The organism is Candidatus Hydrogenedentota bacterium, from assembly GCA_035450225.1.
Taxonomy (GTDB): Bacteria; Hydrogenedentota; Hydrogenedentia; order Hydrogenedentales; family SLHB01; genus DSVR01.
Genome location: DAOTMJ010000066.1, coordinates 1 through 16,344, shown reverse-complemented (window position 1 = coordinate 16,344; position 16,344 = coordinate 1). Strand labels below are relative to the sequence as shown.

Sequence of the window (16,344 nt, the reverse complement as noted above, 5' to 3'; positions counted from 1 at the left end):
GCCTTTTCAACTATTTGAAAACCCGGGACTCACCTGCCCTTCGCACGACCCCATGCGAGGGGTGTCCTCATCGGTTATGCATAAAGTCCATCGGACGAATATGTACAAACTCCAAGAACAGACTGGACCGTCTGTCCAACAAGACCGTTATATGGAAAAACCGCTCCCCGGGGATGCGACTCCGAGGAGCGGTTTGGACTGCAGACAGTCTGAAAACGCAAAACGATTAATGCGCGCCAAAGGCCGCGATCAGGGCCGCCACAGTCGGAAGCACCGGATCCTTGCAGCCGCTGGCATTCATCGCCGCCTCGACTTGCGCGCCGTCGTCTATCGAGTTCACATCCAAGCCCACGTACTTGATGAATTCGACGTGGCCGTCCATGAACAGGGCATTGCAGCCGCCCGGCACATGGTTGAACAGGATGGTGCTCACGCCCGTGCCCATCAGGTCGCACATGATGAACAGGCCGCTCTGGGCCATGGCCGTCGCCGCGGGGTTGTTGATGTCGGTGACGAGGAAACGCTCGACGCCTTCACGCAGGCGATAGATATAATCCGTTCCGCCGTTGCCCACGCCCTGGTTTTCCCACGTGGTGCCTTTCACCGAGGCGTCGCTGTCCAGCACGTTCGCCAAGGCAAGGCCCACGCCCGGACCGCCGCTCGCCAACTGGCCGGCCAGCGCTTGGTTGTTCAGCAGATAGCCGTCCAGCGCGGCGCCGACTTGCACCGGCACCCACGCGGTGGAATCAAAGGTGACACTCAGGGAACCCAGCAAACCCAGCACGGTGAATTCGTTCGCGCGGGCCGTCTTGCGCAGGTTGTCGAACGCCCAGCCGAAATAGCAGTAGCTTTGATAGATCAACTGCGGATCGTTGAGCAACTGCGGCTTGCCGTATTCCGGATCGCCCGTCGGCTTGTCGTGGCCCCACAAGTTTCTGCGAATCTTCGCCGCCTCGGCGTCCGATGGACAGATGATGATGTTCGGGTCGGTCAGGTATTCCGGGAAGATGCTCTTCACCGCCGGACCCGTGGCGACCTCCAAATCATAATCGGGGGCCGGTCCCGCGCACTGCATCGCCGGGAACTTGCCGTTGGCTTCGTTGCCGTACATCTTGTAGACCAAGCCCCACTGCTTGAGGTTGTTCTGGCAACTCGAACGACGGGCCGATTCGCGCGCCCGCGCCAGAGCCGGCAACAGGATTGCAGCCAGAATGCCGATGATGGCGATTACTACCAACAACTCAATTAATGTGAATCCTTTCTTACGCATACCACATACTCCTCGTTATGTCCTTGGGACACCACTGTCCCGTTTGCGTGATACGCACCGCACTCGCGGCACACCATTTATAATCTTGCCATACTTTCAGTTCCGCCGTCAAGAAAAGAATCGGGCGAATTGGTGGGCAAGAATCAGCAGGAATCGGGAATTTCTCTTGTCACCCGCCACTTACTTTTGCTCCCGGAATGTCAAATCCAAACAAAGCGATTCCGTGATTCCCGCACGCCTTGAGCGAAAACGGCTCCGATGGTCAAAACAACTGTTTTTTTGCTGGAAGAACATCGGAACTTGAGAGTACTGAGTTCTTGAGACAAAAGGATAAGAATTTCCACGAAGATTGGCATTTCCGGGCCATTTCATGTCGGATCAGGCAACGATATCTTGTGTTGAAATTGAAAATGGCCGCTTGGTAGCGCCGATTTCCAAATCGGCATGTCGTATTTGAGCAAGCCGATTTGGAAATCGGCGTTACGTTCCGAGACCTTCGCGACTCCGAGAAGACGGTACTCTCAAGATTGGAATAGCTGTGATTTTTTATAATTTGACGGCGAAAAAGCCCAAGAGAGCCTGCAACTCGATTTCGTGACCGCCGTCGTGAACCACCAAAGCGGCATTTTCGGGATGGCCGAGATCCTCGTAGACGGGCCGGACCTGCCGCAAGGCCTGTTCGGCCATGAACGGTGGAAACTGGCTGGGTGGTTCCTTGCGTCCGTTCTGGCACTGCAAGGCGCGCGGGGCGATCAGCGCGTAGATGTCGGGAAAATCAACGCGTTCGCGGAGGCCGTCGAATTTCCAGCACATGCAGTGGTTGGTTTCCATCTGGTCCATGAAGGTCAGAAAACCGCAACTGGCTGTCGCCTTGATGCGCGTGTCCATCGCGCCGAGCCACATGGCCATTTCACCGCCGAGCGACAACCCGCCGCATCCGATGCGCTCCGGATCGCATTCGGGCAATGACTGCGCATAATCCACGCATCGCATCAAATCCCATAGCCGTTCGCCCATGAGCGTGCGGCCCTCCTCCCGAACGGCATGTTGCTCGACATCCGCCGCAACGGTGATGAATCCGCGTTGCGCAAGGGCCGCCGCGAATCCCTTGTATATCGTTGCCGGATCGTAAACGGCTTGGCGGCTGCCGCCGTGCCCGTGAATGCACACGACGGCGGGCGTTTTGCCCGGAACTGCGTTGCCGGGAACGGTCGCGACGATCCGGATACGCTGCCCCGGCGTGGATGCAATCGAAAGTTCTTGCCACGAATATCCGTCGCGCGCCTCGGTTTTTTCCATTTGCGGATTGAGCGGAATGTTCGCTTTTTCCGCCATCAACGTGTCAATCTTCAGTTGCGCGGCAAGTTGTGCGCGCACTTCGTTCTGCCACGCCGCCGCCGCCTCGGCGGAACGGCGCGTATACCGCATCGCGCGCAAGGGCTTTTTGTCCGCCATCGTCATTTCGATCTTGTCCTCCATTTGTTCGGGCACCACCGTGATGCGCACGGATTGGCCCGCCCCCAACTGGAGCGGATATCGCCGCAACGCGCCGCCCGAAATCTTTTCGGGCGGGGCGTCGTCGCGCGAAACAAGATAGGTTCGCGCCGGTTCAACCGTGAACCATTCGGGAAACTGGTTGATGCGCGGGTAATCCATGGGCATGTGGTGGAGGAGGCGATGGCGCGGGATATCGAAGCACAAATGGCCATTCCATGCCCATTCGCACGACATCCGGACATGCACGGCGCCACCCGTGCGCGCCGCGCCGAGTTTCACGTCGTCGCGCCACGGAGTCGCCGAAATGCCCTGCGTCTTTTGCAGGGCGTACATCCAAGCGGTGCGGGCGGAATTGCCGTCGCCGTACCATGCCTCGAGGATTCCGTCCGGCCGCTGCTTGTCGAAAATATGGCGCATGGAATGGTCCACCCAGTCGAAAGCGCTCGCGACAGGGATGCGGGCAAGGAGGTTCAACGCGCCCTCGACGCTGTCGGCATACCCGTCGGCGCTGCCCCTTTCCCAGTTTGCGCCCAGATACTTGTGAACGTTTTCGAGGGCATGCCGGACCGCGTCGCGATAACGCGGCTCGTCGTCCACCATCGCAACGGTCATGAATGCGTCATAGACATAGCCCCAGCTGTCGTTGAGCATGTCCCATTTCGCCTCGCCGGTTCGGATGTCGAAACTACTCGTCATCATCCCGTCCTTGTTGACGCCCTTTTCGAGGATGAGATCGAGAATGGCGCGCAACTTCGGACGCCATGCGTCGCGGCGCGCGGAGTCTTCCCTCGCCGCAATCACATACGCCTCGGACAATCCGCCGAGGATCTCGCAACCGTGGTCGCGCAACCGAAATTCCCCGGCCGCAAGAAAATCATAATGGAGCAGGTAATAGTCCGCGAGACGGAAACTCCATTCCTTGTAACTTGCGTCGCCGGTCATCCAATAAAGGCGGCTCATGGCTTCGAGCAGATCGCCGGCTACTTCCAGGTTGTCGGTCGGCAGGAGGCCGGCGGGCGTCCGGACGTCCGCATGTTTCCAGATATCCCGCGCGATCGACTGCATCCGGTCGAACCACGGCGACGGTCCCATCCACTCGGTAACCGGCAGAAGCCCGTCCTTGATGTATTCGGCCGCGCCGAAAATGATTTCCGCCATGTTCGGTTCGGCGGACAGGAAGCGGCCCGTGGCAAAGTCGAAGGTGTCGGGCAGCGCGCCGACACGCGACGTAAGAGCGGTTTCTTGATCGAGAATGTGGCGGACGGCCTGTTTCAAATGATAATCGTCGAGCAAGTGCGCGGTCAGCACAAGAAATGGGTAATTGTCCGCGGCGCAGTCCTTCGCGTTCCAATAAAGGTCTTCCTTCAAACGGCGCGGCAGAAGTCCAGTGGCGGGGTCGGCATGGGCGAGCCAGCCGTGGGCATAGCGGCGACAGAACGCCACCGCCTCCTGTGTCTGGACGGCATGGCGTTCCGCCATTGCCCACAACTCGTCCTGCGAGGGTTCCACCACCACGGACATCCAGAGAAAAGAAGCCAATGCAAGCATGCCAGTCGCCTTCGGCGCCCCGTGCGCCGCTTTCACGGATTATAATCCACGCACTGGGACGGCATGAAACCGGGGAATATGGCGCCGGACAACGCAATCAAAGCAACAAGCGGGATCCGCTTCGTGAAACGGACCCCGCCTGAAAATGTTCCGCGACAGTATCAGTTTGCCGCTTTCATCCCCGATGTGTTGTACGAGGTAAAGTCGCTGGGGATGAAATCACTTGGCGCGATGGGATTGCCCTGATCGTCCGTGTTGCCCGGGCCATAGGACAGACCCACGATCCCGCTGGGGGCGTCAACGTTCAGATAGGTCATGCGGATAGTTCCGTCGAAGAATAGTTCTATCTGGACATTGTTCCCACCCGCTTTTTTATCCGCGGACGGTACGTTCTCATAGGTGACCGCCACGCGGGTCGGGGTTTGCTTGACTTTCACAGAGCCGCCGCCCGCCGCGTTCAGCGTGGACAGGGCAGTGATTTGCGGCGCGGCAAAATGACCGGCCAGCGAGCCATCGGGCGCATGGGCCGCCCCGAAACTGATCGTGCCCGAACTGCCCACGTAAAAACGGTCATACAATACGCCGTAAAACGGTATGTTTCGGTACGGGGTAAACGGAACGGGATCCGTCTGGGCAAACAGGGGCGCGAGATCGATGCCGCCCGCCGGATTCGTGGGAAACGCGGTGGCCGGATCGTTTGTGGCCTTGAAGAAACTCAGCGAGCCGTCCGGCGTGAACGTCAGGCTGCGCTCGGAAAGCGGGATGCCCGCCGTGAAATTCTGCGTGAAATAGTCGGGCGCGGTGGTTATGGGGATTGTCGCGTCCCCTCCATTCGAGGAAATCGTCAAGTTGGCCGACGTGAATTCGGGCGCCGCCTTGGCCGCGCCGAGGCGATCGATCGCAACGGTTACCGTAACTTTCTGATCGGCGCCGGCGCTTTGCCCGAACGGCGTGACCGTCACCCACGGCTTGTCAGCGCCAATCGTGAACGTGAGCACCGTATCGGCGCTGCCGCCGTTCCACACCTGAAACGTCCATTCCGTTTCGTCCGCCGCGAAATGGTGCGAGGCGGCATCGGTCGTCAAAAGGGGCTTTGCCGGACATCCAGTCAAAAACGTGACCGACGCGAGCAACGCGCAACCGATGGCAAACAATCTAAAACCATTCATCTCACATCTCCTTCCCAATCGTTGCGTCGGCGAAAAAAACACCGCCGCGCTTACCTGTTGCGAGGCGAACCAAAAGCCCTCTCGTTCTCCGGTTCAACTGTCTCATATCCGCACGATGTTTTTCAAGCAGCGCTTGAAACAACCGTTGTACGCATGAACCGTGTGCGTGCGGGATTTATTTCCCGGAGGGAGGACCGGACAGGCCGGAATCGTTGCGGAGATTGTCGAGGAATTCGGGATCGAGCGGGATGCCCATGCTCCGGCAGCGGGCAACCGCTTCCCATGCCTGCCTGTATTCGTGGCGTTTCCAGTACAGGACCGCCAATCCCTTGTTGACGGAACGGTTGCGCGGCTCGTGGGCCAGCGCGGCCAGCCACGTGCGCAGCGCCGCATCGTAATTCGCCTGATGGAAATGGCACAGGCCGAGATTGTAATAATCGTCGGAAAGTCCGGGATCCTTCTTGATTACCTTTTCGAAAACACCGGCGGCTTCATCGTAACGACCCAACTTGAACAGGACATTGGCCTGCCTCGACAAAACCTGGATATCGTCCGGCTGAAGTTCGACCAGCCGCGAGAGCGTTTTCGCGGCCTCCTCCAAATCGCCCTTGGATTCCTGCGCGGCGGCCAGATCGCACAACGTCACCCGATCGTCCGGCGCAAGGGCAAGCGCCGCCTCATAATGCGCGATGGCTTCCGGCAGACGATTGAGGCGCTTCAGGGACAAGCCGAGATTGACATGCGCGGCGACGTGTTTCGGATCGATCGCCAGCACGCCTTCATAGGCCGTTGCGGCGTCTTGGTAACGCTGGAGGTCGAAAAGCGCGTTGCCCATGCGGTACAACGCGTCCGGGTCGTTGGGATGCCGCGCCACGGCCTTGCGCGCGTCGGCGAGCCGCTTTTCCGGCGGAACGGCGGCATCCACGCGCTTGCCGCCCGAACCGGCGCACCCCGCCGCGAAAACGAGCAACAACCCCAGAACGCCGCATAACGCCCGCTTGAAACGGAAAGATTGCGATTGCGCTTTCACGGTTTCAGTTCCTTGCCCGTCTTGGGATTGACAATCCGAATGTCGTGGATATGGAAATCGTCCGCCGCCTCGACCCGGATCTCCCGCGAAAACCGCTGCGCGATGTCGTCGAGAATCGCCTTGTTCTCGGTTTGAAGCCGCTGGGCCACGTCGGGATGGGTCCGCAGAACGATGGTTTTTTCCTTTGAACGACAAAAGAAACTTTCGAGACGCCGGAGCGTGTTCGCGGTCATGGTGGTGACGGATTTGACCATGCCGCTGCCCTCGCAATAGGGACACGGCTGCGACAGGGCCTTGATGAGGTTGTGCTTGACCCGCTTGCGCGTCATTTCGATCATGCCGAGTTCGGTCACTTCCGAGGCGGTCGTTTTCGCGCGGTCGCTCTTGAGGGCTTCCCGCAGCACGCGCAGCAATTCGCGCCGGTTGCGCTCCTGTTCCATGTCAATGAAGTCAACGACGATGATGCCGCCCATGTCGCGCAGACGCACCTGCCGCGCGATCTCGCCCGCCGCCTCGATATTGGTCTTGAACACGGTTTCTTCCAGGCGGCCCTTGCCGGTGAACTTGCCGGTATTCACGTCAATGGCGACCAGCGCCTCGGTCTGGTCTATGCAAATGTGCCCGCCGCTCTTGAGAAGGACCTTCCGGCGCAGGGCTTTCTCGATTTCCGGCTCCACCTCGTACTGCTCGAAAATCGGCCGCGGACCCTTGTAAAGTTCGCACCGCTTCTTGAGATTCGGCGCATACATATCCAGAAAATACTGGATGCGCGCAAATTCGCTCTCGTTGTCCACCACGAGACGCTCCGCCTCGCTCGTGAAGGTGTCGCGCACGATTCGCAGGACGGGTCCGAGATCCTCGTACAGCAATCCGGGACCGTGGGTCGTTTCCATTTTCGACTTGACGCGATCCCATAGTTTCGACAGGTATTTGATGTCGTTTTGAAGATCGGCCTTCTTCGCCCCCTCGCCGGCAGTGCGCGTAATCAGGCCGACTCCTTTCGGACGCAGCGCCTGCAAGAGTTTTTTGAGGCGGTCGCGTTCCTTGTCGTCTTCGATCTTGCGCGACACGCCGAGTTGCGTCACCGTCGGCATCAGCACGACGTAACGCCCCGGGAACGTGATGAAATTGGTCAGGCGGACTCCTTTCGTGCCGAGGCGATCCTTGCTGACCTGGACCATGATGTATTGGTTTTTCTTGAGGATATTTTCGATGGAAAGCGACTTGTGCCGTCCGCGCGTCCGGGCTTGTGCGATCCCGTCCTCGATGACGAAATCGCCCGTGCCTTCCGTGCCGGCGATGTCCGAAACGTACAAAAAACCGTTCTTCTCGAAACCGATGTCAATGAACGCCGCCTGGATGCCGGGCACGATGCTGTCCACCCGGCCCTTGTAGACATTGCCGACAATGCTGCGGCTTTCCTCGCGCTCGATGTGCAACTCGGCGAGCCGCTTGTCCTCGAGGATGGCAATCCGGGTTTCGAGTGGGCCGATATTGATAATGAACTCTTTCATAAACGACTTTCCTCGCCACGATGCGATGGTCCGCTTTGGGCAGAGTGGCCCCTATGCGGTGGGCTTACGTGAAACTGACCTTGGGCGCCTCCCGTTGGGCGGCGTCCTCCACCTCGAAAGACTCCGCTTCCTGGAAACTGAACAGGCCCGCCACGATGTTGCTTGGAAACATCTGGATGCGGTTGTTGAACTGCATGACCTGGTCGTTGTAGAACTGGCGCGCAAAGCCGATCTTGTTTTCCGTGGAGGCGAGTTCCTCCTGAAGCGCGAGGAAATTCTGGTTCGCCTTGAGATCGGGATAATTTTCGACGACCACGTAAAACTGCGACATGGCCCGGTTCAGGCCGGCTTCGGCCTGCGCCTGCTGCGCCACGCCGGAAGCCTGCACGGCCAGGTTGCGCGCCTTGGTGATGTTTTCCAAAGTGGCGCGCTCGTGCGCCATGTATCCCTTGACCGTTTCCATCAGGTTCGGGATGAGATCGTGCCGCCGCTTGAGTTGGACGTCAATCTGCGCCCAAGCATTCTTGACCGCGTTGCGAAGACGCACAAGGCTGTTGTAAATCCCAATCAGCCACCCAAGGATAACTACGGCGATACCGCCGACAATCAACATCAACAACGCCGCCGACATGGTCCCGGTCTCCTTTCCGGTTGTTGCCCGCTTTCAAACCACAACCATACTACACCGTCCGGCGCGGGGCTGCAACGTCCGGGCCATGGACAGCGGGGCAAATGCATCTAGTTGCGCTAGAAACCCATAACACCTGGGTAATCGTATAGGTGTTCTGTCGTGCTCGTGCTCGTAATCGTGCTCGTAATCGTGCTCGTAATCTTACTCGCAATCGTGCCCGCAATCCCAAGGAGTCGAACGATACAAGATCAAACGACTATCTGCCGTCAATCCTGGGTTGTTGGGATCGAAAAACGGGGTCCGCGATCTTCGATTACGAGTTGTCATGAGACTAGGGGTCTCCCTGGGAGATGAAAATGAGTTCTCTTGAACAATCGCGCAAGCGATGGAAGAGGTCGTAATCCTTGCTTCGAGTACGAGCACGAGCACGATTATGAGCACGCACGGTACAGGGCCACGATTTTCTCGCCGGGAATTTCGGCCAAGATGTTGTGTATAGCGCAGAAGACGTAGCCGCCGTCGCGCCGCATGCAGGCGACGATTTCGCGTACTTCGCGTTCGACGTCCTCGACCGTTCCCAGCGGCAGCGTGACCTGGGTGTTGACGCCGCCTCCCCACAGGGCGATGCGGTTGCGCGCTTTGTCCTTCCATTCCCGGAACGAATGGCCTCCCGCGGTCCACTGGACGGGATTCAACACATCGAACCCGCTTTCGATGACCATGTCGAGAATGTCGTAAATCGCGCCGCACGAATGCAGAAACGTTTTCACATTCGGCCCGGCGGCGTGGATCGCGTCCGTAAAGCGGCGATAGTAGGGTTTGAACAACTCATCGAAAACGGCTGGCGCTGCGAAGGTCTGGTTCTGCGTGCCCCAATCGTCGCTCGAACATTGGTAGACATCAATATAGGGATGGATGACTTTGAGCAGGGATTGAACGCGCTCACAGGCGTAATGAATCGTGATCTCGTGCAGCCTGGCGACGAAATCCGGCTCGGTCATGCAGAGCATCGGGAACGTGGCGACGCCGTAATACGCGCCGATTCCGATTCCCGCGCCCGGTCCGCAGAAGAGGATTGCGCGGTCCGTGGCGTTTCGGACACGCTCGAAATACCGGGCCGTCGCGTCAATCTGCTCGTTGGAAAACTGCCAATCCCGGTTGTTTTTCTCGACTTCGCGCAAGTCGGGCTTTGGCAACTCGCCCGCCAAATCGAACGGCTGCCCGCCATGCTCGGATTCGAACACGTGCGCGGCGGGCGGCATCCGGCTCTGGCCGCCGTGTTGGATGACCGTGCCGTCCGGCAATGTCTCGAAAGCGCACGGGTCGCGGACAAGCGCCGGCAGGCGTCCACCGAAATCATAGGGCCGCCATTTGTCCGGCTCGTCGAACGCGTTCGTGTAATCCATTGTCAACGTGACGACGTCCGTTCCAAGCGCGTCAAGCACGTCCAAATCGGGCAATGCCAGCATCTGGCCGGTGTCGTAGACCCGCGGCGGGCGGTACGGCAGGCCCAGCGCGGCGACAAGGCCGGGATAGGCGAAACAACTGACGCCGGTGGACGGCATGCCGGCCAAATCCATCGGCACGCGGTCCGTTTCCTCAAACGCCAGGGCTTTCAAAACACGTTCCCGGGATGTCATGGGCGCAATTCCTCTCGCGTTGTAAAACCGGTTGATGCGGCGCACAATACTTCAACACACGGGTTCAAGGGCAAGTTTCCGCTGCCGCCGGCGGTTTCCCGGTTTATTTCAATGGCGGCAGAATGTCCTTCTGCAGCGCCAGCATTTCGTCCACACATTCGATGGCGCGGCGGTACGAGTCCACCGTGGGATCAAGCAGCATCGCCTGGATCAATTTGTCCCGCGACTGTTCGGCAAAGGCCTCGACGAGCAACTGGTGAATCGAGGCCTGGGTGCGCATCAGGGCGGCGAGCGGTTCGGGCAGCGGCGCCATGGCTTCGGGGTCCATGCCGGTCGCATCCACCGTCGCCGGAATTTCGACGACCATGTCATGCGGCAGATTCGGAATCGCGCCGCGGTTGGGCACATTGACGGCTTCCAGGCGCCGCCGGACACCGCAGGCGATACCCTCCATAATCGGCACGGCAAGTTCCCCGGAATGAAGAAGCGCATTCAATTCAAAGGGTTCGGGTTCGGTCTCTGTTTTTTTCCAGGGACGGCCCGTTACATCCCCGCTAAGTGAATAGACGAATTCGGGAATCCGGCCGGTCTGCCACGGATGACCGTCGGCGGGATCGTAGAAATACTGCAACTCGCTCGCGACAAACTCGTCGGCCCACCGGATGTATTCGCCGTAGTGGTTCGCGGCGGGCGACGGCCAGAGTCCGAAACGGCGGAACAAAATGCGCGCAAGGCCGATTTCATGCCAGTCGTGAAGCCAGTCGCCTTCCCGCTCGATTTCGCGCAGGCGCGGATACAAGTCGTCGCCGGTGCGCCGGTCGCGAATCGTTTGGAAAAAGGTGAAATGATTCATGCCGCAGGCCGCGCCGTCGAGATCCTCGACCGGCATGCCAAGAATGCGCGCTATTTGCTCCATGCCCATGAACACGCCGTGGCACAGGCCGGCATTGCGAACCGGGGTCAGCCGCGAAACAGCCTCGCAGAGTTTATGTTCGGGATTGGTGAAATTCAGTAGCCACGCATCGGGACACAGGCGCTCCATGGTCTTTGCGATGCGAACCATCGGCCCCATGTTGCGCAGGGCATGGAACAATCCGCCCGGCCCGCCGTTTTCGCCGAACACCTGCCGGAATCCGTGCTTGCGCGGAACGTGGAAATCCTGCGACCAGTAAAGAAACCGATCCACTTCTATCGCCGTGACGACGAAATGCGCCCCGCGCAGCGCGGTTTCGAGATCGGTCGTGGCCGTAATCGCCGTTTTCCGCCCCAGTTTTTCCGCCACCTTGCGCGCATACGTCTCCGAATCCTTCAGATGTCCGGCGGCTATATCCATCAGGACCAATTCGACACCCCGATCCGCCAGGGGTTCGCTCAATAGCACATCCTTGATGGACGACGGCCCGAAGGAACGGCTGCCGGCGCCTATCAATGCAATCTTCACCAGGGACATCCCGTCACTCCTTTTCAATTCTTGTCCAAACCGCCTCAGGTGGAACGCCTGCCCCCAGCGGCGAATCGGCGGATGTTCGCGCGGCAAACAGCGCGCCCAAGGCAATGCTGTACAGTTTGGTATCGGCCGAGTCCGACCGGCTGGCCACGACGGCCGGCCCCGCCGCCCCGACCACAATGCTCGCGAGTTCGCGCCGCGCCAGATAGCGGACCGTCTTGTAGATCGCGTTGGCCGTTTCGATGTCGGGCGCCACAAGCACATCCGCACAGCCGGCCACGGGGCTGAGGCGGCCTTTTACCTCGGCGGTATGGCGGTCGAGTGCGTTGTCCATCGAAAGCGGCCCGTCCACGATGCAGCGCCCGAAGTGGCCGGCCTCGCCCATCCGGCGAAGCAACTCGGCGTCAATCGTCGCGGGCATGGCGGGCAACTGCACCGTTTCCACCGCCGCGATGATGGCCACCTTCGGTTTCTCGATGCCGAGGGCGCCGGCCACATCGAGCGCATTACGGACGATGGCCACCTTGCGATTGAAACGCGGGCGGATGTTGATGCCCGAATCCGTCAGCAACATCAGGCGCGATCGATCGGGCGACTCGATCACGGCGACATGGCTCAGGGGCCGGTCGCGCCGGAGGCCGAATTCGTGGTTGAGTATGGCCCGCACGAAATCTTTCGTCGTCACGAGTCCCTTCATCACGAGGCCGGCCTCTCCCTCGTGCATGAGTTGGACAGCCATGGCGCAGGCCGCGGCCGTGTCCGGCGCCTCGACGATGTCCATGCCGTGCAAATCCACGGCATGTTCTTCCGCGATGGCGCGAATGCGTTTGCCCTCTCCGATCAAAACCGGACGCACCAGCCCTTCCCGCATGGCGTTGGCGGCGGCGACAAGAACCGCGGCCTCGCCCGCCGCAGCCACCGCCATGCGCGGTGCGGGCGTGCGCCGGGCGCGGCGCACCAGTTCGTCGAACGAACGGACGGGCGGGCGCGTCATGCCGCGCTTCCCCTTGTTTCGGGCGAATGATCCTCTTCGTCGTGGGCGGAAACCGCAATCAAACCGCTCCGGGCCAGCGAGACAATGCCCCACGGACGCACCAACTTGAGGAATCCGTCGATCGCACGGTGTTCACCCGCCAATTCAAGCGTAATCGTGCGGTCGCTCATGCCGATAACGCGCGCCTGAAACAGTTCCGCCGCCTGCATGATGCTTGGAATCGCGCCGGGTGTGACGCGCAGTTTCACGAGCATCAGTTCGCGGGCGTGAAACTCCTCGCTGGCCAAGTCTTCCAACCGAATGACCACCTCGAGCGACCGGCACTGCCGCTCCGCCTCGGCCACGGTCGCGTCGTCGCCCGTAACGACGATCGTGGCGCGGCTGACGTCGGGGTCCTCGGTTTCCGCCACGGCCAGGCTTTCAATGTTGATGCCCTTGGCCGCAAAGGCCTCGCTTACCTGCGCGAGCACCCCGCGCCGGTTTTGCACCAGACACGAAACGGTGTGTTTCATTGCGATATCCTCAGCATGGGATGGCAGGCAAGATTTGGGGACACAAAGGACAAAAGGTTCAAAGAACTCTCTCTTTTTCCCGCAAATGTCCTTTTCGTCCTTCGTCCTTGATCCTGCATCCCCGTTATCGTTTCAGGATGCCGCCGCGACCCTGGCTCAAATAAATCCCTTGCAGGTTCATTTTGAGTTCGTCGGGGTTGTCGGAGGCCAATTCGGCGTCCTCCTGCCGGATCAATTTCCTGTTCACCAAATCCACCAGGCTCATGTTGAACGTCTGCATGCCGTCTTCCTTCCCGCCGGCAATCGCATTGCCGATCAGCTTGAGCTGGTTTTCCCGGATGAGCGCCGCGATGGCCGGCGTGTTGAACATGACCTCCACGGCGGGCACGCGCCCCTTGCCGTCCGCCGAGGGGACGAGCCGCTGCGCCACCAGCGCGCGCAACTGAAGAGCCAATTGCGATCGGACCTGCTGGTGCTGCTCGGCGGGAAAAAGGTCGAGAATGCGATCAATGGTCATCATGGCGTTCGTCGTATGGAGCGTGCTGAACACGAGGTGGCCGGTTTCCGCCGCGGAAATGCACGCCTGGAACGTCTCGTTGTCGCGCATTTCGCCGATGAGGATTACGTCGGGATCCTCGCGCATCACCGCGCGCAGAGCGGTCTTGAAATCGCGCGTATCGATCGAAACCTCGCGCTGCGTGATGCTGCTGCGCTTGTCCGTGTGCAAAAACTCGATCGGGTCTTCAAGCGTCACGATGTGATCCGGCCGCGTCTGGTTGATCTTGTCTATGATGGCGGCAAGCGTCGTTGATTTCCCGCTGCCCGTGGTGCCGGTCACCAGAACCAGTCCGCGGCGCATCTCCACGATTTTCATCATGCTGGCCTCGGGCAGGTTGAGCATGTCGAAATTGGGCGCCTTGCCTTTTACATGGCGCAAAACAATTCCCACCGTGCCGCGCTGCTTGAGGCAGTTGACCCGGAAGCGCCCCAACCCGGGAACGCCCAGCGCACAGTCCGCGTCGCCGACTTCGAGAAATCGCGCCTTTTGTTCCGGCGTCAGGATGTCGTCCAGAAAACGCAACATGTCGTCCTGAGTCAGCGGGGTGTCGCCGATAAAACGGATGACCCCGTCTATGCGCACCGCCGGAGGGCGCGGCACCTTGAGATGAATGTCGGACGCCCCATACTTGACCGCGTACGCCAGAATCTTGTGGAGCGTGATGCCTGATGAACCGGCGTCCTGACCGGCGGCTTCTTCCGATGTGGCCATGCGATGTTTCCTCCCTTATTATGTCCTCTGTCCCGAAACGTGTTGCGCCCAACGCGCATGCCTTGCGTGAAGATCGGTTACAGGGTGTACTGGGGAATTTTCAAGTGTTCGCCGTCTTTCAACGCGGACCGGTGCGCGACGATGCCCGAAACCGTCATGTTCAGCGCCCAGGCAATGTCAATCAGGGGTTTGCGCGCCTGCAAAATGGACATTACAAACTCGTCGCCCAGATAGCCGTGCGAACCGCCGTGTCCACCCGCCGCAACCGACGGCGGCAACGGCGGCTTGGCAAGAACCACCGGGCCGATATCCGCGACGCCATCGTATTTCCCGTTCACCATCGAGCCTTTCTGCCCGCGGACACGCCCCATTTCGCCGCCGTGCCCCGGCGTATCCCAACTGACGGCCATCCGCGCCATTCCGCCCTCGCTTGTGCGGAACAGGGCAATCTCGGTGCCGTAGGGATTCTTGTACGGGTTGTTGCCGGGTTGAAGATGCGGCAGGACGCTCGGAAGGCCCATGCACGACACTTCCGTGAAACTTCCACCGGTGACACAGGTGTAATAAGCGTTCGAGTGCGTCGGATACCATTGGGGAGGCAATCCCACGCGCCAACCTTTATACGAATCGATCGGCGTGTCCATGTAGTGATAGTACTCGCCCTCGGAATACACCATCGCTCCGAATCCGCCCGCCTTGTAGATCTCGCGCATCGCGTAACAGTCGTCATGGAACGCGCTGGTCTCGAACATCATGTAATTGAGTCCGGACTTTTTGACGGCTTGATACAGCCGATCCGCGTCTTCGAGCGATCCGAACACCGCCGGCACCGCGCTGGCCACGTGCTTGCCATGCTTGAGAACATCCATGCAATGACGAGCATGGCTGGGCGCGTCCGTCGCCACGAACACGGCTTCGATCGCGTCGTCCTTGACCAGTTCCTCGAGCGACGGATAGGTTTTGGCGCATCGGCAGGCCTTCGCGAGTTCCGCACAGCGATCGGGAATGAGATCGCTGACCGCGACCACCTCGACATTGGGATGGTTCTGCAGCTCAAAGGCCGCCCCGAACTTGCACACGCCGTAGCCCACGATGCCCATGCGGATTTTACGGTCGGAAACCGGTTCCCACGCCTTGTCCGTGCGCGTGTTGCTCCCGGTATCCTCAAAGCCCTGAATCGGTTTGTCGTCCGCGCCGGCTCCTTCCATCAGCGCCGCGAGACCCGCCCCTACCGCCGTACTTTTCATGAATGAACGCCGCGAAAAAAACTGTTCCATCTTGACACCTCCCGGATTGGCTTCCACTACGAATGTTATCATACAGGTTGGGAACGCTCAGCGTCCATCCGCCGAAAAATGATTTGATCGAGTTTGTTTAGCGATTGATTGTTGCGCAAAGCGATCTCGTTGCCGTAGTCGCTTTTCCTCTTGGACAGCATTGACCTGCGGATTCGAGTTTGGAATCGCCTGGCCCGAACACCCATGCCCTGCTTTCCATCTGCGTGTATCTGCGTCATCTGTGGATCGCGTGGCCTTCCGCCGATGACGCAGATACACATAGATATCTGACGTGGGTATCACCCACAACCCAATTTCTCTTCGTACTCGCGCTCGTGCTTGTCATCGTCATCGTAATCGTCTTCGTAATCATCATCACACTCAAAACCCCGCGATTTTCGCACTCGCTAAATCATGGAACTTCAAATGATTGCACAAATTACACAAGACTTTCTTGTTGTTTTTTGCAGAAGCCCGGAGATAAGGTACTAACCCCGATCCCCGGCTAAGAAAAATCCCGTTGGCGGGATCTTGTTGGCTTCATT

12 protein-coding genes are annotated in these 16,344 nt (G+C 59.5%); all 12 read right to left on the bottom strand.

Annotation, left to right across the window (positions count from 1 at the left end):
* Positions 1-226 precede the first annotated feature (226 nt).
* Complete coding sequence (locus tag P5540_18880) at positions 227-1,270, bottom strand: DUF1559 domain-containing protein (GenBank protein ID HRT66879.1); 1,044 nt, start codon at positions 1,268-1,270, stop codon at positions 227-229.
* Between the two features lie 546 nt (positions 1,271-1,816).
* Entirely contained in the window at positions 1,817-4,315 is a 2,499-nt protein-coding gene (locus P5540_18875) for an acetylxylan esterase (protein ID HRT66878.1), read from the bottom strand.
* A gap of 161 nt (positions 4,316-4,476) precedes the next feature.
* Positions 4,477-5,484, bottom strand: coding sequence for a hypothetical protein (locus P5540_18870; GenBank protein HRT66877.1), 1,008 nt, complete (start codon positions 5,482-5,484; stop codon positions 4,477-4,479).
* Positions 5,485-5,659: 175 nt separating this feature from the next.
* Positions 5,660-6,514: a tetratricopeptide repeat protein gene (locus tag P5540_18865; GenBank protein HRT66876.1), complete on the bottom strand. Its 855-nt coding sequence runs from the start codon at positions 6,512-6,514 to the stop codon at positions 5,660-5,662.
* The gene (locus P5540_18860; GenBank protein ID HRT66875.1) at positions 6,511-8,028 is read right to left on the bottom strand and encodes an Rne/Rng family ribonuclease; all 1,518 of its coding nucleotides are present in this window, start codon (positions 8,026-8,028) and stop codon (positions 6,511-6,513) included. Before P5540_18860 ends, P5540_18865 begins: the two co-directional genes overlap by 4 nt.
* Before the next feature lie 64 nt (positions 8,029-8,092).
* The gene (locus P5540_18855; GenBank protein HRT66874.1) at positions 8,093-8,659 is read right to left on the bottom strand and encodes a LemA family protein; all 567 of its coding nucleotides are present in this window, start codon (positions 8,657-8,659) and stop codon (positions 8,093-8,095) included.
* A 431-nt stretch (positions 8,660-9,090) separates the two neighbouring features.
* Positions 9,091-10,299 carry a uroporphyrinogen decarboxylase family protein gene (locus P5540_18850; GenBank protein ID HRT66873.1) on the bottom strand — a complete coding sequence of 403 codons (1,209 nt, stop codon included), beginning with the start codon at positions 10,297-10,299 and terminating at the stop codon, positions 9,091-9,093.
* Positions 10,300-10,402: 103 nt separating this feature from the next.
* Complete coding sequence (locus P5540_18845) at positions 10,403-11,749, bottom strand: alpha-galactosidase (protein HRT66872.1); 1,347 nt, start codon at positions 11,747-11,749, stop codon at positions 10,403-10,405.
* A 4-nt stretch (positions 11,750-11,753) separates the two neighbouring features.
* Complete coding sequence (locus P5540_18840; GenBank protein HRT66871.1) at positions 11,754-12,740, bottom strand: bifunctional enoyl-CoA hydratase/phosphate acetyltransferase; 987 nt, start codon at positions 12,738-12,740, stop codon at positions 11,754-11,756.
* A complete protein-coding gene (gene ilvN / locus P5540_18835; GenBank protein HRT66870.1) occupies positions 12,737-13,252 on the bottom strand; it encodes an acetolactate synthase small subunit in 516 nt (171 codons plus the stop codon). Before ilvN ends, P5540_18840 begins: the two co-directional genes overlap by 4 nt.
* 124 nt (positions 13,253-13,376) lie before the next feature.
* On the bottom strand, positions 13,377-14,522 hold the full coding sequence (locus tag P5540_18830; protein ID HRT66869.1) for a type IV pilus twitching motility protein PilT: 1,146 nt from the start codon (positions 14,520-14,522) through the stop codon (positions 13,377-13,379).
* Between the two features lie 77 nt (positions 14,523-14,599).
* Entirely contained in the window at positions 14,600-15,769 is a 1,170-nt protein-coding gene (locus tag P5540_18825) for a Gfo/Idh/MocA family oxidoreductase (GenBank protein HRT66868.1), read from the bottom strand.
* Positions 15,770-16,344 lie beyond the last annotated feature (575 nt).